This is a genomic window from Bacillus inaquosorum (assembly GCF_023238325.1).
Taxonomy (GTDB): domain Bacteria; phylum Bacillota; class Bacilli; order Bacillales; family Bacillaceae; genus Bacillus; species Bacillus inaquosorum.
In genome coordinates this window covers 1,846,605-1,866,684 of sequence record NZ_CP096592.1, presented here as the reverse complement: position 1 = coordinate 1,866,684, position 20,080 = coordinate 1,846,605, and the positions used below count along the sequence as shown (strand labels likewise).

The 20,080-nt window shown below is 43.6% G+C and carries 18 protein-coding genes; all 18 read right to left on the bottom strand.

Translation table 11 applies throughout. From position 1 onward, the window contains the following. Positions 1–113: 113 nt before the first annotated feature. Positions 114–1,325 (bottom strand): bacillibactin exporter BcbE, encoded by a 1,212-nt coding sequence (gene bcbE / locus M1M80_RS09240; RefSeq protein ID WP_080010808.1) that lies wholly within the window; start codon positions 1,323–1,325, stop codon positions 114–116. Between the two features lie 124 nt (positions 1,326–1,449). Then, a complete protein-coding gene (locus tag M1M80_RS09235; RefSeq protein ID WP_003238458.1) occupies positions 1,450–2,175 on the bottom strand; it encodes a GntR family transcriptional regulator in 726 nt (241 codons plus the stop codon). A gap of 143 nt (positions 2,176–2,318) precedes the next feature. After that, positions 2,319–4,682 (bottom strand): DNA translocase SpoIIIE, encoded by a 2,364-nt coding sequence (spoIIIE, locus tag M1M80_RS09230; RefSeq protein WP_060398647.1) that lies wholly within the window; start codon positions 4,680–4,682, stop codon positions 2,319–2,321. A 129-nt stretch (positions 4,683–4,811) separates the two neighbouring features. Continuing rightward, positions 4,812–5,024 carry a YlzJ-like family protein gene (locus M1M80_RS09225; RefSeq protein WP_003238462.1) on the bottom strand — a complete coding sequence of 71 codons (213 nt, stop codon included), beginning with the start codon at positions 5,022–5,024 and terminating at the stop codon, positions 4,812–4,814. Further along, the gene (gene tepA / locus M1M80_RS09220; RefSeq protein ID WP_003238463.1) at positions 5,021–5,758 is read right to left on the bottom strand and encodes a translocation-enhancing protein TepA; all 738 of its coding nucleotides are present in this window, start codon (positions 5,756–5,758) and stop codon (positions 5,021–5,023) included. Before tepA ends, M1M80_RS09225 begins: the two co-directional genes overlap by 4 nt. A 116-nt stretch (positions 5,759–5,874) precedes the next feature. Continuing rightward, on the bottom strand, positions 5,875–7,542 hold the full coding sequence (rnjB, locus tag M1M80_RS09215) for a ribonuclease J2 (RefSeq protein WP_019258427.1): 1,668 nt from the start codon (positions 7,540–7,542) through the stop codon (positions 5,875–5,877). A 178-nt stretch (positions 7,543–7,720) separates the two neighbouring features. Further along, positions 7,721–8,593, bottom strand: coding sequence for a 4-hydroxy-tetrahydrodipicolinate synthase (dapA, locus tag M1M80_RS09210; protein WP_003238467.1), 873 nt, complete (start codon positions 8,591–8,593; stop codon positions 7,721–7,723). A gap of 30 nt (positions 8,594–8,623) precedes the next feature. Then, positions 8,624–9,838: an aspartate kinase gene (gene dapG, locus M1M80_RS09205; protein WP_003238469.1), complete on the bottom strand. Its 1,215-nt coding sequence runs from the start codon at positions 9,836–9,838 to the stop codon at positions 8,624–8,626. A gap of 91 nt (positions 9,839–9,929) precedes the next feature. Then, a complete protein-coding gene (asd, locus tag M1M80_RS09200; protein WP_003238470.1) occupies positions 9,930–10,970 on the bottom strand; it encodes an aspartate-semialdehyde dehydrogenase in 1,041 nt (346 codons plus the stop codon). Positions 10,971–11,095: 125 nt separating this feature from the next. Then, the gene (gene dpaB / locus M1M80_RS09195) at positions 11,096–11,698 is read right to left on the bottom strand and encodes a dipicolinate synthase subunit B (protein ID WP_003238472.1); all 603 of its coding nucleotides are present in this window, start codon (positions 11,696–11,698) and stop codon (positions 11,096–11,098) included. Between the two features lie 2 nt (positions 11,699–11,700). After that, positions 11,701–12,594: a dipicolinic acid synthetase subunit A gene (gene dpaA, locus M1M80_RS09190; protein WP_003238474.1), complete on the bottom strand. Its 894-nt coding sequence runs from the start codon at positions 12,592–12,594 to the stop codon at positions 11,701–11,703. A 189-nt stretch (positions 12,595–12,783) separates the two neighbouring features. Further along, positions 12,784–13,041, bottom strand: a complete 258-nt coding sequence (locus M1M80_RS09185) for a YlmC/YmxH family sporulation protein (protein WP_003238478.1) — start codon at positions 13,039–13,041, stop codon at positions 12,784–12,786. A gap of 77 nt (positions 13,042–13,118) precedes the next feature. After that, entirely contained in the window at positions 13,119–14,348 is a 1,230-nt protein-coding gene (locus tag M1M80_RS09180; protein WP_060398646.1) for a M16 family metallopeptidase, read from the bottom strand. Between the two features lie 39 nt (positions 14,349–14,387). Further along, a complete protein-coding gene (locus M1M80_RS09175; protein ID WP_060398645.1) occupies positions 14,388–15,347 on the bottom strand; it encodes a polysaccharide deacetylase family protein in 960 nt (319 codons plus the stop codon). A gap of 116 nt (positions 15,348–15,463) precedes the next feature. After that, complete coding sequence (gene pnp, locus M1M80_RS09170) at positions 15,464–17,581, bottom strand: polyribonucleotide nucleotidyltransferase (protein WP_060398644.1); 2,118 nt, start codon at positions 17,579–17,581, stop codon at positions 15,464–15,466. A gap of 172 nt (positions 17,582–17,753) precedes the next feature. Then, positions 17,754–18,023 (bottom strand): 30S ribosomal protein S15, encoded by a 270-nt coding sequence (gene rpsO, locus M1M80_RS09165; RefSeq protein ID WP_003154182.1) that lies wholly within the window; start codon positions 18,021–18,023, stop codon positions 17,754–17,756. A 156-nt stretch (positions 18,024–18,179) separates the two neighbouring features. Beyond that, positions 18,180–19,130 (bottom strand): bifunctional riboflavin kinase/FAD synthetase, encoded by a 951-nt coding sequence (gene ribF / locus M1M80_RS09160; RefSeq protein WP_060398643.1) that lies wholly within the window; start codon positions 19,128–19,130, stop codon positions 18,180–18,182. A gap of 18 nt (positions 19,131–19,148) precedes the next feature. Beyond that, the gene (gene truB, locus M1M80_RS09155) at positions 19,149–20,078 is read right to left on the bottom strand and encodes a tRNA pseudouridine(55) synthase TruB (RefSeq protein ID WP_060398642.1); all 930 of its coding nucleotides are present in this window, start codon (positions 20,076–20,078) and stop codon (positions 19,149–19,151) included. Positions 20,079–20,080: the final 2 nt, after the last annotated feature.

The window sequence follows — 20,080 nt, the reverse complement described above, 5'->3', positions numbered from 1 at the left end:
CTGTATAGGTTAATCCTTTTTCATTCTGAAAAGCTGCTGTTTGAGCCTTACACAGAGAATGACTTTCCGCTAAATGACAGCATCCGGCCTTCACAGCAAAAAAAGACGGTTGGCTAGACCGTCCCTAAGTTTTTTTCTTCCTCTTCACTTTTTTTAGCATCCACAGTAAAGAGCACTAGAAATAAAGAAACAATGCTGCAAAACGCCGATAGAATGAAAATCAGCCAGTTTGCATTAGACATTAACGCCGCAAACACAGGAGGACCGAGAGCTACTCCTATAAAGCGCATGCTATTGTAAAAGGAGGAAATGGTTCCGCATTGCTCACTTTTAATGCCTTCGGTTATCAGTGCATCTAAAGCAGGGAGAGCCATTCCGATCCCAATCCCGCCAAAACTTAAAAAGGCAAATAAAAAATAAAAACTGTGGTTCCACCACAAAGCAATAAACGACAGGGTTAACATAACCATTCCCGTAACAACGCAAAATTTCATGCGACCTTTATCTTTACCGATCTTTTTGCCAGCTATAAAAGAACTGGTTGACAGAAATAAAAGTGGGATTGCCAGCAATCCGCCTTTAGCCACTCCGTCAATGGCATACTTGTTCTCCAGCGTATCTGACAAATAAAATAATACGCCGAATAACAAAAACATAATCACACACCCGATAATAAAGACCGTATAAAGCCAGCGCCCATCCTGTTTAAAGATTTTCCGCACACTCTTGACAAACTCAGAAACCGCTGGTGCATCTTCATCTTCTTCAGGCTTAGACACCAGAAACAACACGAGCAAAAAGCTGATTAAACAGAAAAACGGAATAAACCAAAACGGTACAAACCAGTACCAGGAAGCCAGTAAAGCGCCAAGTATGGGACTCAGTACCTTCCCAGATGTGTTGGCGGTTTCAATATCGCCAAGACCGGCGCTGACCTTTTCATCGTCTCCTTCAAACAAATCGCCGATAAACGGCATGACGATAGGAGCTGCACCTGCAGAACCGATGCCTTGAAGAACCCGGCCCGCCAAAATCATAGCGTAAGGATTTTTCATATAGGTGGAGGCAAAAGCAGCGACCACCCCTCCTAATCCTGCAATGAGGAGGCATGGCAGCAATATTTTTTTTCTCCCGAATCGATCTGACAGATACCCCGCAATCGGAATGCAAATAATTGCCACGACCGAATATACAGTAATGATTAAAGACACTTGAAATGAAGTCACCGACAGCTTTTTCTCCATCATCGGCAGAACGGGAATCAGCATGGAGTTCCCGAGTGTCATCACAAGCGGTACGGAGGACAATGCAATAATATTTTTCATTCCATTTTTCTCTCTCAACATTTTCACCCATTCACTTTCTTGTCATCCCTTATATGTTGCGTTAACCCGAGTGAAAGTATGTAAAAAGACAAATAAAAAAACAGACACATCACAGGCGTCCGTTTTAGAATCGTTTACGCAAAACATGAAATCTGAATTTATCCGCTCTAAAATAATTTAATGAGTAAAGCACCGGTTGATCGTGCTGATCGTAATGGGTTTGTTTTAACAGCAGGAGAGCTGTTTCCGGATCGCATTCCAGCACTGGAGAAATCGTATCATGATAGCCGATCGGTTCAATATCAGTCACTGCATAGCTGATCACGGAGCCTGAATTTTTCTCAAGCAAATCAAACATAGATTCTTGCTGATGAGAAAAAGAATTCGGCAAAATATCCATCGGAATTTTGTCTATACAATACACAATCGGCTGTCCGTTAGCTGTTCTGACTCGTTCGAGGTAAAAAAGTTCTTGCCCTTCTGCCAAATGAAATCTCTTGATATCATCTTCAGACGGCATAAGCACTTGCGATGATAGAAAAATCGTGCCAGGTGTCAAATTTGCCTGTTCTATCATCTTGGTTACACTGTTCAGCTGTTCAATGCCCGAAAGAAATAACGGCTTAGAATGGACAAAAGTGCCTACACCATGCCTTCTGATAATCACATGCTCTTCTTCCAGTATCCGCAAGGCTTCTCTTAGCGTCGCTCTGCTGACACCCAGCTTTTTGGAAAGCTCAAATTCAGAAGGCAGCTTTTCCTTCTCAGTGTAGATGCCATTTTTGATATCCTCTTTAATTCGTTCAATCACTTTTAAATACAAGTGCCGATTATCAGCTTTTGTAGACATGTTTCCCCTCCGTAAACCACTTTCGATAAAAATTATTGAACAATTGGGACAACTATATCATGTTTTGTCGAAAAAATAAATAGAAAGGTTGTTAGTTTACATAATGTTATTATTGGCAACTGTAGAAAACTGAACTCCCTTCATTAAGAAGAGAGCTCATCATATTTCTCTTTTGATAATAAGACTTCCCTAGGTTTGCTGCCTTCATACGGCCCAACAACGCCTCTTTCCTCCATTGCATCAATCAGGCGCGCCGCTCGCGTATAACCGATTCTGAATCTTCTTTGCAGCATTGAAACAGATGCCGTCTGCATGCCGACGATTAATTCAACAGCTTCATCATAAAGCTCATCGGTAACCTCGGAATGAGTTTCCGTTGTCTCCTCAGGAATCATTTCTTCCTGGTATTGCGCTTTCTGCTGCGTAATCACATGGTCGACGACCTTCTCCACTTCGTCATCCGACATAAATGCTCCCTGCACCCGGACGGGTTTATTAGCCCCGACAGGCAAAAACAGCATATCGCCTCGTCCGAGCAGCTTCTCAGCGCCACCCATGTCAAGAATCGTCCTTGAATCCGTCTGTGAAGAAACACTGAACGCGATTCGTGACGGAATATTCGCTTTGATGACCCCTGTGATAACGTCAACCGACGGCCGCTGTGTCGCAATAATGAGATGGATGCCGGCAGCCCGCGCCATTTGGGACAATCTCGTAATCGAATCTTCCACATCAGATGAAGCGACCATCATGAGATCGGCAAGCTCGTCCACAATCACAACGATATACGGCAGCTCCGGCTGTTTCGCTCCTTCTTCATTGTTGGCGCGTTTTATATAATCATTGTATCCCTCAATATTTCTTGTACCTGTATGAGAAAATAATTCGTACCGCCGCTCCATTTCATTGACAACTTTTTTCAAAGCCTGTGACGCTTTTTTCGGATCGGTTACGACCGGAGCAAGCAAATGCGGAATCCCGTTGTAGACATTCAGCTCTACCATTTTAGGATCGATCATCATCATTTTCACTTCATGCGGTTTCGCACGCATCAAAATGCTTGTAATGATGCCGTTGACACAAACGCTTTTCCCGCTTCCGGTTGCGCCTGCGACCAAAAGATGGGGCATCTTGTTTAACTCAGCCAATACAGCTTCACCTGAAATATTACGGCCGAGTCCAATTAGCAGTTTCGCATCCGGTCTGTCATTTAATTTAGACTCGAGCACTTCCTTCAGTGATACCATTGCCACTTCTGCGTTCGGAACCTCAATTCCGATTGCTGATTTGCCTGGTATAGGCGCCTCAATCCTGATATCCTTCGCAGCAAGTGCAAGCGCTAAGTCATCGCTTAAATTGACAATTTTGCTAACCTTCACTCCGACATCGGGATACACTTCATATTTGGTTACGGCCGGCCCGAGATGAACCTGTGTAACTTTCGCCTTTACGCCAAAGCTTTGGAAGGTGCGTTCGAGCTTTCTTGCATTTTCATAAATATTCTTTTTATCAGCCTGCTGGCCGGTATGCTTTGGATCAGCCAGTAAATCCAGTGACGGCATCTCGTAATCCTTATTTTCAAGCTCCGTAAAGGTCATAGGAGGAGCAGAAACAGTTTCCTGATCACCTGTCTCAGTCTGGATGTCCTGAAGCGGCTCTGATACAGGTTCAGCTCGCTTTTCTAAGACTGGAGATTCTTCATCTTCATTACGATCTGAAAAGCTTGAGATAATCGGCTCTGAATGAATAAGAGGCGATGCCGTTTCCTGGTCCTCCTCTTCATTAGAAGGCTCTGGTTCCATTTGCTGTTTTTTGCGGGCCGGCTTTTGTTTTTTGCTAGGCGCCTTCGTTTTTTTCGATGACTTCATATTTGTTTTGACGGATTTCATATCATCAATAAATGCAAGCCATTGTTCTTTTATAAAGCGGCCAATCGGGCTCATCCACTTTTTCAGCGTTTCTTGAAGAGAGCGACCTGTAACTAGAATCATTCCGATCAAAATCATGACAATCGCCATAATCTGAGAACCAGTCGACGCAAACAAAAAGTGTGAAGCCGCAAACAGCAGCGCACCGATCATCCCTCCGCCCAAATCAGGTGAAGCGGAGCTGCCATTCATGTCCATCAAAAACAATTCCCACGTGTTGCGCACCACGCTTGCGGACTCAATAGACCCTTTGTGCGTCAAATTTTTAAACAGCTGCACATGGGAAAGCAGCAATATGCTTGCGATGATGCAGTACAACCCAGCCTTTCGTCTCGTTAATAGGCTTGGCGTTTTTTTCTTCCAAAACAGCGAGACGCCTAACACCAATAAACCTAACAAACATAAAATAAACCACTCTCCAGCAAAAAAGCGGAACAAGTAAATAAAGGTTTGGCCGACTACCCCCAGCTGCAGAATCGCGATAATTGAAATGGCTATACACAGCAATCCGTTGAGTTCGTATTTTATATTGAGCTGTTTCGCCTGTTTTTTTCTTGATTTTCGTTTTTTCTTTGCCACACTCATCACCTTACTGCGTTAAAAAATGTAAGTTCTTACATAATGAAGAAAGCAGCCGTTTACAGGCTGCGTTTTTTCTGTAGGATTCCCCTATTATAGCATATTTTGCCCTTAAAAAAGGGGTGGATCTTATACGTTTAATTTAAGCCTTTGTCCCGGAGAAATGTCTGGGTGCAGAAAATGCATTGGATTTGTGCTCATGATTTGAATGACTTCCGCTTCATTGCCTTTCATCTCGACAAGAAGCGGCACACCTTTATACTCAATTTGCTCATGAACGCTTGTCTCCTGGTTCTGTTCCGCAAACACAATTTCCTGCGGCATCACGGTATACAGAATCATTGAATCATCCGTCCTTCTTCTGCCCTTGCTTCCTCAATGAGCTCATTCAGCTTATTGATCGCCTGTCCAACACCGCCTGTGTGATCGATCAGCCCGTATTCAACTGCATCCTTCCCGACTACATTTGTTCCGATGTCTCGTGTTAAGTTTCCTTTTGAAAACATCAGCTCTTTAAACTTCTCTTCGGTTATATTGGAATGGCTTGTCACAAATTTCACAACTCTTTCTTGCATCTTATCCAGGTATTCAAACGTTTGCGGCACACCGATGACCAGTCCGGTCAGCCGAACGGGATGAATCGTCATTGTTGCTGTTTCAGCGATATAGCTGTAATCACAGGATACTGCAATCGGAACGCCGATAGAATGCCCGCCGCCAAGCACGATAGAAACGGTCGGTTTTGATAAAGATGCGAGCATTTCTGCTATCGCAAGACCCGCTTCAACATCTCCTCCGACAGTATTTAATATAATCAGCAGGCCTTCAATTTTGGGATTCTGTTCAATTGCGACAATTTGCGGGATGACATGCTCATATTTTGTTGTTTTGTTTTGCGGAGGAAGCTGAACATGGCCTTCTATCTGTCCAATAATGGTCAGACAATGAATATTTGTATCTTGGGACAGCTGCGGGAGCGTCGTTTCACCAAGCTGCTGTATTTTATTCATAATGCTGTCTTTCGCATCATTTTTTTCAGAACGCTCTTCTTCTGTGTTTTCCATACGATGATCCATCTCACTTTCACCCTTTCCGAGTTTCTCTTTGTATTATGAACAAAGATACACAATTCAATCCCGGCTTGAAAGGCAAAAAAATAAAGACCGGAGCAGCTCCGGCCTTTATTCAGATATTATACTTCCATAATAATTGGGATGATCATCGGTTTACGTTTCGTTTTTTCATATAGGAATTGGTTCAAAGCATCCCGCATTGCCTGCTTCAGCGTTGACCATTCAACATTTGATGTTTCTGTCGCTTCTGTCACGATAGAGCGGACAAGCTCAGTAGCCTGTACGATAAGGCCTTCAGACTCTCTTACATAAACAAAACCGCGCGTGATAATTTCTGGTCCTGATACAAGATGTTTCTTTTGTTTATCAAGTGTAATGACAACGATTAAAATCCCGTCCTGTGAAAGTAAGCGGCGGTCTCGCAATACGATATTGCCGATATCACCGACACCTAAACCATCAATCAAAATATTGCCGTACGGAACTTTATCCCCAATTTTTACGTTTTGGCCGCGGAATTCAACGACGTCTCCTTTTTCAATTAAGAAGATGTCACTGCGCTTCATGCCGATTTCTTCAGCGATTTTTGAATGAGCTTTTTGCATTCTGTATTCGCCGTTTACAGGAATTAAATATTTTGGTTTAAGCAGATTGATCATCAGCTTTAACTCTTCTTGTGAGCCATGGCCAGATACATGGACACGCTTTTGGGCAAAGATGACTTGTGCACCGGCTCTCGCGAGAAGATCTACTGTTTTAGAATAAATGAGTTCCTGCCCAGGGATTGGTGTGGACGCAATCACAACTGTATCCCCTTCTTCAATGTTCAGCTGTTTGTGAGCTTTGTTTGCCATTCTTGTCAGGGCAGCTAACGGCTCACCTTGGCTGCCGGCTGTAATTATGGCCACTTCGCGCTTCGGATATTTCTTGACATCCTGCACAGAAATAAACAGTTCATCATCGGCCTCAATATATCCGAGCTTTCTTGCCAGTTGCAGGACAGATTGAAGATTTTTTCCGGCTACGGCAATCTTTCTGCCATTTTGAGCCGCAGCATGAATGACTTGCTGAATCCGGTTAATATTGGATGCAAAAACAGCAATAATCACCCGGTTATCTGAATTATACAGCGCGTCCGAAATTTCGCCGCTGACAGCTGCTTCCGAAGGGGTATAACCCGGACGTTCCGCATTTGCACTGTCAGAAAGCAGTGCGAGCACGCCGCTATTGCCGATCTTGGCGATCTCGCCAATGTCGCACGTTTGATTAAGTGCAGGTGTTTGGTCAAATTTGAAGTCTCCCGTGCATACAATAGATCCAAGTGATGTTTTAAAACTTACACCTACAGAATCAGGGATGCTGTGAATCGTTCTAAAGAACGATACTTTTGTCGATTCAAATGTAATGACAGATTTGGAGTGAATTTCTCTTAAATCAGTTTTTCGGTTATGTCCGTATTGTTTTAATTTTTCTCTTAACAGTGCAAGCGTCAGCTTTGTTCCGTATACTGGAACGGACAGCTTGTTTAATAAGTAAAAAACGCCGCCGATATTTTCATCGTGCCCGTGCGTTAAAAAGATTGCCTTGACGCGGTCAGCCCGTTCAATCAAATATGATATGTCAGGAATCACAACATCAATACCGAGCATTTCGTTTTCTGGATGCATAAGGCCGGCATCAACAACAAATATGTCTGAGTCAATTTCGATGACATAAAGGTTCTTCCCAATTTCTCCGACACCGCCAAGGGCGATAATTCTAACGTTTTCTGTATTTTTCTTTTTCAAAATCTATATCCTCCTAGTCTCATACCCGTCCATCATCACTTGTTCCTATTATAACTGAAAGTAAATTTAGAAAACAAGATAAAGCAGAAGGTTTAGGGAAAACCAATATGTATAAGAAACGGTCAAACTCAGCTGAATGTGAGAATGACCGCGTTTGTTTCACTGTATGAAATTTTTCTTACAGTTCGCTGATCGTGCTGCTTAAGCTCAGCCGTTCATCTTCGCTTAGCGGGATAAGAGGAAGTCGCACTGATCCGACATCAAGGCCTTTCAGCTGAAGAGCTGTTTTGACAGGAGCCGGGTTAGGCGCTTTAAACAGTTCCTTCATAATCGGCAGCAGTTTCTGATGAATTAGTGCCGCATTAGCTGTTTGCCCATTCGTATAATTTTTGATCATTTGCTGCATATCAGAGCCTACAATATGGCTCGCAACTGACACAACTCCTCTTCCTCCGACTGAGAGAATAGGAAGCGTCAGGGCGTCATCCCCTGAATAGACAGAGAAGTCTTCCGGCGTTTCTGCAACAATTTTTGTAATCGCTTCTAGGTCTCCGCTCGCTTCTTTAATCGCAACCACATTCGGGATGTCTGCCGCCAAACGGATCGTCGTTTCAGGAGCGAGAGAAGCTACCGTGCGGCCCGGCACATTATACAGCATAACAGGAAGAGACGTTTCTGCCGCAATTGCTTTAAAATGCTGGTACATTCCTTCTTGAGAAGGTTTATTGTAATACGGCGTAACGAGCATAACCGCGTCTACGCCCGCTTCCTCAGCTTTTTTTGTCAGCTTAATTGAATCTTTTGTGTTGTTGCTTCCAGTACCCGCAATAACCGGCACCCTTCCGTTCACTTCTTTTACCGTATATTCAAAAAGCGCAATTTTTTCTTCAGTTGAAAGGGTTGGAGATTCTCCAGTTGTTCCCGCTACTACTAAAGAATCCGTTCCGTTTTTCAACAAGTAATCAATCAGTGTAGACAGTTTTTGAAAGTCTACGTTCCCTTTATTGTCAAAGGGTGTAATCATCGCTGTAGACACATTTCCGAAATTCATTTTTTTCACCTCATCATGATTCAATCACATTTACTTGGAAAGTTCAAACACTTCATGCAAAGCGTTTACAGCAGGTACCATATCTGCTTCATGGACAAGCACCCATATCGTCGTATGGCTGTCAGCCGACTGAAGGATCGGTATTTCTTTTTCTGAAAGAGCCGAAACAATTTTGGACGTGACACCAGGAACACCCATAATACCCGCTCCGACCGCCGATACCTTCGCGCAATTTCTCGTTACCATCGGATCATAGCCCATATCCATTAAAATACGCTGAGCTGTTTCTGTTTTATTCCCGGCTACCGTATATACGATTTCACTAGGTGTAATGTTAAAGAAATCGACGCTGATTCCCGCATTCGCCATCGCCTTGAACACTTCAGTCTGAACGTTATACTGGCCAATTTTCGAAGGAACTTTAAACTGCGTGACATCTTTGACATGGGCAATTCCCGTAATCAGCCTTTCAAAAACATCGCTTCCGACTTTAGAAGAGTGATGTGATGTCACCAATGTGCCTTTATCTTTCGAATAAGTCGAACGGACGCGGATCGGAACCTTGGCCTGCATCGCAATTTCCACAGCCCGAGGATGAATGACCTTCGCCCCTTGATACGCCAGGTTGCAAATTTCCGTATACGTCACGACAGGGAGCGGTTTCGCATTTTCCACCACTCTCGGGTCAGCAGTCATCACACCTTCAACATCTGTGAAAATATCGATGTATTCCGCGTCAACCGCTGCTCCGAGTGCGGCTGCTGACGTATCGCTGCCCCCTCTGCCGATCGTTGTTGTATCACCCTTTTCAGTTGCACCCTGGAACCCTGCGACGACTACAGCGTCATGATTCGCAAGCACACTGAATAAACGCTCCGGTCTCATTTCAACGATTTTCGCATTGGTATGCTGATCATTTGTTAAAAAGCCAGCCTGGGCCCCTGTCAGCGCAGCTGCTTTCACACCGTTATCAAGCAGCATGCTTGTAAAGACGACAGAGGAAATGGTCTCTCCGCAAGATAAAAGCAAATCCTGCTCTCTTGGAGAAATCGCTGATTGATCGCCGTAAAGCAGCCCCAGCAAAGAATCTGTTGCGTACGGGTCTCCTTTCCGGCCCATCGCTGAAACGACAACGACAACCTTATATCCTTCACTGATTGCTTCTTTAATATGCCCTAAAGCCAGTTTACGGCCTTTATCATCTTTTACAGATGTTCCGCCGAACTTTTGAACAATTATCTTCACTGTTTTCACTCCAAATTATTCGGACGTAACAGAAGAGAGCAGGCTGATAGCGCCTTACTCTCTTCTATTCGTCTTTAGGAAATTCTCTCTTTTATACGAGGTTTAGTTTTTTCAGGCTTTCTGCAATTTGAACAGAGTTCCATGCCGCGCCTTTTAATAGGTTATCAGAAACAACCCATAAATGAAAACCGTTTGCTCTGTCCAAGTCTTTGCGGATGCGGCCTACAAACACATCGTTTTTGCCGACGGCATCAGCAGGCATCGGATAAAGCTGCTGGCTTGGGTCATCCTGAAGTGTCACGCCCGGAGCTTCTTTTAATAGACTTTTAATATCTTCAACTGTAGCGTTATCACGGTCTACCTCGATGTAGACGGACTCTGAGTGCCCAGTTTGAATTGGGAGTCTCACACATGTAGCCGCTACCTGAAGGTCAGGCATGTGCATGATTTTTTTCGTTTCATTTATCATTTTCATTTCCTCAAACGTATAGCCGTTATCTTGGAATTTATCAATTTGCGGAATCGCGTTGAAGGCGATTTGATAATGTTTTTTGTCACCTTTGACAGGCATGATCGCAGGCTCAATTTCTTCTTGATTTAAAATCGCCTGTGTTTGGCTGTAAAGCTCTTTTACAGCTTCATTTCCCGCTCCTGATACCGCCTGGTAAGTTGATACGATGACTTTATTTAAGCCGTATGCTTTGCGGATCGGTTCAAGAGCCGCCACCATTTGGATTGTAGAGCAGTTAGGATTGGCAATAATGCCGTTGTGTTCATGCAAGTCTGCCTCATTCACTTCAGGCACAACTAGCGGTGTATTTTCGTCCATACGGAATGCACTCGTATTATCTATAACAATAGCGCCGCGTTTTACAGCTTCTGGTGCCAATGCTTGTGATACGCTTCCGCCGGCGCTGAACAAAGCAATATTTACCCCTTCAAAGCTCTCAGGAGAAGCTTCCTGAACAGTCAGCTCTTGGCCTTTAAACGTGACTTTTGTCCCCGCAGAGCGTTTTGAAGATAGCAATGTAAGTGTGTCCATTTCAAAGTTTCTGTCTTCAAGTGTTTTAAGCATTTGTTGTCCTACAGCTCCTGTCGCTCCGACAACAGCTACGTGTAAACCTCTTCCCATCTGTAAAACTCCTTCCGCCAATCAGCATCATTGAATTGATTTGACTATGATTTTACGTTTTATTTTACCATAGAATATGCGGGTGATGACCGAATTTTTTAGTTTGGGAAAGATTTTCTGTAAATTTAGTCATTTCCCTGATAATTCTCAACTAGAACCGGCTGAAGCTGCTGATACACCAATGCCTTTTCAATGGTTTGCGGTAACAGATCCATTTTGGCTACCATTGAATTCGGTTTTTTAAATGGATCGTCTTGCCCGAATGGAATAAAAAAGATATTTTTTGTTGACATGAGCCTCATTAAATTTGTTCCGTTTAATCCGAGAGCATCATTTGTGGAAATGCCAAGAACGACCGGCCGATTGTTTCGGATTGTCGCTTTTGCCGCCATCAGCACCGGACTGTCCGTCATGGCATTTGCCAACTTGCTCATTGAATTGCCTGTTAAAGGAGCAATGACCATGCAGTCAAGGGGCAGCTTCGGCCCAAGGGGCTCTGCCTTTACAATCGAATCAATGGCCTCATATCCGGTCAGGTCTTCAATTTTTTTAACCCATTCTGCTCCCTCTCCAAATCGGGTATTTGTGGACTTCACGTTAAATGTGACAACCGGACGGACTTCAGCACCTTCGTTGACCAGCGCCTCAATTTGCGGAAAAACCGCTTCATATGTGCAATGCGAGCCGGTCAGCCCAAACCCGATTCTTTTTCCTTTTAATGACGACATGCTTATTTTCCCTCCTCAGCTTGTATTTCAGCCAAAAGCTTGCTCAAGACGTTTGCGAGGATTTGTCCGGCTGTTTTAGGAGCGACAATCCCTGGAAGACCTGGGGCAAGAAGTGCTTTAATCCCCTGTTTTTCGGCATATTTAAAATCCGTTCCCCCGGGACGTGAGGCCAGATCCAATATTAAGGTTTTTGGTGTCATGCTAGAAAGTACCGTTTGATTTAAAATCATACTTGGTATGGTATTAATACAAATATCTATATCTTTTACATGCTCTTTCAGCTCATCGGTGTGAAAAGGAATGAGCCCCATTTCAGTGATACGTGCCAGATGCGCTGAACTTCTTGCCCCCACTTTTACATTCGCCCCGAGCGCGGCAAATGTACGGGCAATCGTCATCCCGGTGCGCCCCAGACCTAGAACGGCCACCTTAGATCCGTGTATCGTATAATCCGTGTGCTGAATAGCCAGCATGATCGTTCCTTCTACTGTCGGAATAGAATTGTATATCGCAATGTCATCCCGCTCAAACAGCTTAACAAGTTTTCTGTTTGCTTGAGCTGCAATGTTTTCTAAATAGGCGTTAGAAATTCCTGAGAAAATGACACAGTGTGCAGGCGTTTTGTCGAGATGCTCTTGTTTTAACACAACCTCTTCATTCGAAAATACAGTCGATACGACACCTTCTCCTGTTGTCGCAGACACTGGAAGAATGATGCTGTCTATTTGCTGAAAAGGAATTTCATCAATATTGCATTTTACTGCTCCGGTAAAACCATGATCCAATTGGTCAAAACCGACAAGATAGATATCAGCCTGCTGTTCAGTGAGCTTTCTTATAATTTCGAGCTGTCTTGCGTCACCGCCGATAACTGCAATTTTCAATCCGGTTAACATTCTAAACGTTCACCTTCTTTGTATATACTGGATCTCTAGTTGTTAAGCTCCCCTTCATCTTATGATCAAAAGGAAATACCGGTGAATTAAAACATGCGCTTTTTTCATATAAAAAAACATCGGCTGCCGGAGCCGATGTTTCATGTTTACTTTAGAGCCCGCATCACAGTCACTTTGGGCTTTTTTCATTTACTCTTGTCGAGGAGACATTTCCTCAGGTACGTCTAATATGATCATATCTGATCCGATCTTTTGAATATGATGCCAGGGGACACGAATGTCTTGACCGTGTTTTCTCAAACCAAACCACTTAACTGTCGGAATGAGGAGTGCTGTAATCTGGCCATCCTGTTCATTGATTTCTAAATCGGTCTGGCCAAGCACTCCCAGCCGTTCAGCTCTTTTGATGTCTACAATTTCCTTTCCTGATAATTCACTGAGCCGCATGTCTGTCACCCCCTTGTACTATGTATGTTCAAAAGGATAAAAAAATGCCTGCTCCGTTATAGGGCAGGCATTTCCTTTTAAGACGGCATATTGCCGGAAGGGCTGATGAGTGCCAATGCATATTCATCAGTAAACAATTGTCTGGCAAGACCGTTGACACGCTCTAAGTTCACGGCGTTTAATTCATTGATGATCTCATCTAATGTTTTATGTTTGCCGAGCAGCAGTTCATTTTTCCCGTTTCGGCTCATTTTGCTGTTTGTGCTCTCTAAGCTCAGCATCAAGCTTCCCTTCATTTGCTCTTTGCTGTTTTCCAGCTCTTTCGAGGTAATGCCGTCACGTTTTAATGTCGCAAGGGTTTCTTGAATTGTTTCTGACAGCTGCTGAAGCTGATTTGCACCGGTTCCGCCATAAATGGTAAGCATTCCGCTGTCCTCATAAGAGCTGTGATAGCTGTAAACAGAGTAAGCGAGGCCTTTATCTTCGCGGACATCTTGGAACAGCCGGCTGCTCATACTGCCTCCGAGCACATTATTCAGGACGATTAAATCATAAATGCGTTCATGGCCAACCTCAAGGCCTTTAAATCCAAGGCACAAATGAGCCTGCTCTGTTTCTTTTTTTCTTGTCAGTTTTTCCGTGTAGAACTCGGGTTTCTCAAGACCTGTCGCTTTGCCCTTCGCCTCGTATGACCCGAACCATTTTTCTACATCTTTGATAAAACTGTCAGATATATTGCCCGCTACCGAAATCACCACTCTGTCCGGTGTATAATAATCATGCATGTATTGTCTGAGAGAGTCACCATTGAAAGAAGCAAGCGTTTCTTCCGTGCCAAGAATTGGGTAGCCTAAAGAATGATTGCCGTAAGTGGCTTTGCTCAGTAAATCATGCACAATGTCGTCCGGCGCATCTTCGTACATTTTAATTTCTTCATATACTACATTTTTTTCTTTTTTCAGCTCGTTTTCATCAAATGTTGAATGAAAGAACATATCTGCTAATACGTCCAGCGCGTAATTCGCATGCTCGTCAAGCACCTTTGCATAGTAGCAGGTATATTCCTTTGAGGTAAACGCATTGACCTGACCGCCAATACGATCAAAAGATTCTGCTATCTCGCGTGCAGATCTTGTGCTCGTCCCTTTAAAGAACATGTGCTCTAAAAAGTGAGAAATCCCGTTTATCTCCGGCGTTTCGTGCCGTGAACCTGTGCCGATCCACACGCCGATCGCAACAGAACGGACTGTCGGGTTATTTTCCAGCACAACTCTTACACCATTTTGACACGTATATCGTTTTATCAAATTTGTTCCTCCTATTCAAAGACAAGCTGCCTGCATCTGTTACTTCAACAGTCTGGTTTCATCCATTAGTTCAGTGACTGTTCCAAGCGCATATCCTTTATCTTTTATCTTTGTAATCAGCGCTTCAAGACTTTCCGCCGTGGGTTCAGTCGGATGCATTAAAATCATGGCACCATTATGTATCTTGCTTAACACTCTCGTTTGGAGTACAGAAGGAGCCGGTTTTTGCCAATCAATCGTATCAACTGTCCACATTACTGTTCCCATCTGTTTCTCAGCTGCAATGTCGACAACCGCTTTTCTGAAACTTCCGCTCGGCGGAGCGAACCACTTCGCCTTATGGCCGATTGTTTGTTCTATTTGCTCATTTGTCTTGTCGAGCTGCTCGGAAATTCTTCCTGTAGTCAGTTTGCTCATATCCGGATGATTGTATGAATGATTTCCGATTTCATGTCCGTCTTCTGCAATCTTCTTAGCGAGCTGTTCATTGTTTCTCACCCAATTGCCTTCTAAAAAGAACGTAGCCTTGACTTGGTGCTTTTGCAGAATAGGGAGCATTTTTTCCAAATACTCATTTCCCCATGCCACATTAATTAAAAAAGCCACCATCGGTTTATCAGGATTTCCTTTATAAATAGGCTCAGGCTGAAGAGACTCAAGATGAACGCTTGGTTTTACTTGGCTGTATACCAGATCGTTTTCGCGAAACTCGCCGTGCTTTTTCATTTTTTTATATGATTTTTCAATATTGACCTTCAATCCATTATAGCCGGGAATGCTTTTCCACACTTTATCTATTCTGGCATCCTGGGGCTTGACTTCGTACTCTGGCGCTTTTTGAAGCAATTCTTCATATAACGGGTCTTTGGACGCCGTGACAGTTACCGTATCTTTTTTCATTGCCCCTATATAATCAAGTGCGTACGGATTTTTCATCATCTCAAATGAGACAAAAAAAAGAAATAGAAAAACGGCAAACGGTACAAATTTTTTGTACATGTTCTGTCCCCCCTCACCTCACATTATGAAGGAGAAGGACAAGGTAGAACCCGCCTGCGCTTTAAAAGCTTCAAAATAAAGAAGCCGGGTCTCCCAGGCTCCTTTTATGTTTTCATTTAAGATTGTTGTTCTTCTTTTTCTTTCTCTTCACGGAGCACCGCTTTACGAGACAAGTTGACTCGTCCTTGTTTATCAATTTCAGTGACCTTGACAAGAATTTCGTCTCCGATTTTTACAACATCTTCAACTTTTCCTACGCGTTCAAGCGCAAGCTCTGAAATGTGCACCAAACCGTCTTTTCCGCTGAAAATTTCAACGAAAGCCCCGAATTTTTCGATTCGTTTTACTTTACCTAAGTAAAGCTGGCCAACTTCAACTTCTCTGACAAGGTCTTCGATGATTTTTTTCGCTTTTTGGTTGCTGCTTTCATCTGTTGAAGAAATAAAGATTGTGCCGTCCTGCTCAATATCAATTTTAACACCGGTTTCTTCGATGATCTTATTGATTTGTTTTCCGCTTGGCCCGATGACATCGCGGATTTTATCAGGATTAATGGCCATTGTTAAAATCTTAGGCGCATATCGAGAAAGCTCTTTTCTTGATTCGCTTAATGTCGCAAGCATGCTGTTAAGGATTTCCATTCTTCCTTTTTTCGCCTGCTGTAGCGCTTCTTCAAGAATCTCTCTGGAAAGGCCTTCGATTTTAATGTCCATTTGCAGCGCCGTTACGCCTTTTTCAGTCCCAGCTACTTTAAAGTCCATGTCTCCAAGCGCATCTTCCATGCCTTGAATGTCAGTCAGAACAGTGTAATGTTCGCCTGATTTGACGAGACCCATCGCGATACCAGCAACTGGAGCTTTAATCGGTACACCGGCATCCATCATTGCAAGTGTGCTTGCGCAAATACTTGCTTGAGACGTAGAGCCGTTTGATTCAAGCACTTCTGATACAAGACGGACAGTGTAAGGGAAATCTTTTTCAGACGGAATAACTGGCTCAAGCGCACGCTCACCCAGTGCTCCGTGTCCGATTTCACGGCGTCCCGGTCCACGCATCGGTCCTGTTTCCCCAACGCTGAATTGCGGGAAGTTGTAGTGATGCATAAACCGTTTCGACTCTTCTACACCTAAGCCGTCAAGGATTTGCACATCTCCCAGAGCACCTAACGTACATACGCTGAGAGCCTGAGTTTGTCCCCTTGTAAACAGACCTGATCCGTGCGTTCTTGGCAAGAGGCCAACCTCTGAAGAAAGCGGGCGGATTTGATCGACACCGCGGCCGTCCGGTCTTACTTTTTCTTCAGTAATCAGGCGGCGCACTTCATTTTTCACCATCTTGGATAAAATCTGCTTCACTTGCTTGATTGTGTCTTCATCATGCTCTTCATCCTCGAATTTTGCCACAACTGCATTTTTCACTTCATTAATGGCATCTTCGCGGGCATGCTTTTCATGAACTTGGATGGCTTTCAGCAGATCGTCTTCTGCTAAAGCTTTTACTTTTTCACTAAGCTCTTCATCAACTTCATAGAGCGTAATTTCTGATTTCTCTTTGCCGACTTCTGCAACAATTTCTTCTTGGAATGCAATCAGGCGTTTAATCTCTTCATGGCCGAACATAATGGCTTCAAGCATGGTTTCCTCAGGAACCTCGTCCGCTCCCGCTTCTACCATGTTAATGGCATCTTTTGTGCCGGCAACGACAAGATTGATGTCGCTTTTCTCAAGCTGATCGACTGTCGGGTTAATGATAAATTGATCATCAATGCGTCCGACAGTTACCCCTGCAATCGGTCCTTCAAACGGAATATCCGATACAGAAAGAGCAAGAGATGAACCGAACATGGCAGCCATTTCAGAAGAGCAGTCTTGGTCAACACTCATGACAATGCTGATGACTTGAACTTCATTACGGAATCCATCTGCAAACAAAGGACGGATCGGACGGTCGATTAAACGGCTGGCAAGAACCGCTTTTTCACTTGGGCGTCCTTCTCTTTTAATAAATCCGCCCGGAATTTTTCCTACCGCATATAATCTTTCCTCATAGTTTACAGTAAGCGGGAAGAAATCAAGCGGTTTTGGTTCTTTTGAAGCGGTTGCTGTACTAAGCACTGCTGTATCACCGTAGCGGATCATCACAGCACCGTTTGCCTGTTTGGCAAGCTGGCCGGTTTCAACTGTAAGCGTTCTTCCGGCCCAATCTATGGTAAAGACATGTTTTTCTTGTCCCATACGATTACGAACTCCTCTCTTCGTTGTGTGAAATAATCAATTACTCCTATTATGAACGAAATGAATTGAACATATCAATGTCAAAGTAGTATGTAAAAGGATTTCAATGATTTGTTATAAGAAATTTCGCTTTAATACGATAAAAAAGCGGGAATCCTCCCGCTTTTTACGATTATCGACGTAAGCCTAGTTTGTTAATTAACTCACGGTAACGAGTTACGTCTTTATTACGTAGATACGTAAGAAGATTACGACGCTTACCTACCATTTTAAGAAGACCGCGACGTGAGTGGTGGTCTTTCTTGTGAGTACGTAAATGCTCGTTCAAGTTGTTAATTGAGTCAGTTAGGATAGCGATCTGAACTTCTGGAGATCCAGTATCAGATTCGTGTGTTTTGAACTCGCTGATGAGTTGGTTTTTACGCTCTTGAGTAATTGCCATCCTGTTTCACCTCCAAATCATATTTAGCCCCAGTTACCTAGCAACCGTCGGTGACTTCGGATTGCCAAGCAATGGTTTTAAGACTACGAAAACTATCATACTAAAAATCGGGCCTATATGCAAATATTTTAGAATAAAATTTGTGTGCATTGCATGTTATTTCCGCAGATTGCTGAAATAACGGATGGCTTCCTGCTTATCTTTCTCAATTTGCTCTGTTAATTCTTTGATGCCATTGAATTTTCGCTCGCTCCGAATCCGTTTATACCATTCGATCTTTATAGCGGCTCCGTATACCTCCTGATCGAAATCAAACAGATTGACTTCAATTGAAGGCTGCTCCGGACGTTTTTCATAAAACGTCGGCTTATAGCCGATATTGCAAACGCCATTGTAGACTTCGCCGTTCACTTCAGCTTTTACGGCATATACACCCGTCGGCGGAACGATATAGCTGTTATTTAAACCGACATTTGCTGTCGGAAACCCGATGGTCCGCCCTCTTTTATCACCGTGAATGACAACTCCTTTAATAAAATAAGGCTGTCCGAGCAAGACATTCGCCAATTCAACGTCTCCGTTTTGAAGCGCGGTACGGATATACGAGGAACTGATTTTTTTATCCTGCTCCGTTAATTTTTCTACCATTGTGCAATCAGCTTTTCCTTCTAAATCATGCGGCATGGTCTCCATTGTTCCCTTGCCGTATTTCCCGTACGTAAAGTCAAAGCCCGCCACTGCGTGCTGCACATTAAGGCCGATAATATACTGGTCTGCAAACTGCTTAGGAGAAAGAGAAGCAAATACTTCATTAAATTTAACGACATACAGAATCTCTGTGCCTAATTGTTCAATTTGGTTTATTTTATCTTCCAGAGGCGTAATCAGATCCTTTGGCTCCTGATCCCTGCCCAATACATGAGAGGGATGAGGATGAAAGGTCATCACAGCTAATGCTAAGCCCTTTTCTTCAGCTATTTGCTTCGCTGTGCCGATTACCTTTTGGTGTCCAAGATGAACGCCGTCAAAATACCCTAACGCCATCACAGACTTTGCCTGCTCCTCTTTGATTAAATGATGAGGATGTGTAATATGTATCGTCTTCACAGAACGGTCACCTTTTTTCTATTGTTCGCTTTTTTGCAGCAATACTTTTGCCGGCTTTAACAGCCCATTTTTTGCAGGATGGGGGAAATAGATCGCCAAACAGCTTCCGGATTCAGTAAAGACGGCAATGCGGTCTTCGCTTGTCATTTCAGAAAACTGCTCGGGCGTCTCAAGCAAAGCCCCATTTTCTACTTTCTTAGCTAATGTATCACTTATGATCCATTTCGGCAAATGATTGAGCGCACGTTCAATAGGAACTGTATGCTCTCCCACGGTTCCGGACTGAACCTGTGCTTCCAGTTCTTCAAAGGTAAAGCATTCGTCAAGTGAAAAGTCTCCGGATGCCGTACGGATTAAATGAGACATATGAGCCGGAAATCCGAGCTTTTCTCCGATCATGACCGCCAGCGTCCTTACATAGGTCCCTTTGGAGCATGTCACTGTAAATCGGAAGCTTGCGGTTTCTCCGTTATGTTTAATCTCTGTAGTCAGGGCAATGTCTTCAATGGTAATCATGCGTTTCGGACGTTCTACTTCAATCCCTGCTCTTGCGTACTCGTATAATTTTTTGCCGTTTACTTTTACAGCGGAATACATGGGAGGAATTTGTTCCTGTTTACCCTTTAAACTGTTTAACACCTTTTCTACATCGGCTTTATCAATATCTTGACTGACAGGCTTTGTTTCAACTGTTTCTCCGGTTTGATCCTCTGTTGTCGTTGAAAAGCCAAGTGTTATTTCCGCATCATACGTTTTAGACTTTTCAGTTAAATATTCGACAATTTTTGTCGCCCTTCCCACACAAATCGGAAGCACGCCTGACACTTCTGGATCGAGCGTTCCCGTATGCCCTACTTTTTTTGTTTTTAACAGTTTTCGGATCTTCATGACACAGTCATGCGATGTCATGCCAACTGGTTTATGTAAAAGGAGAACTCCGTTAACCATTT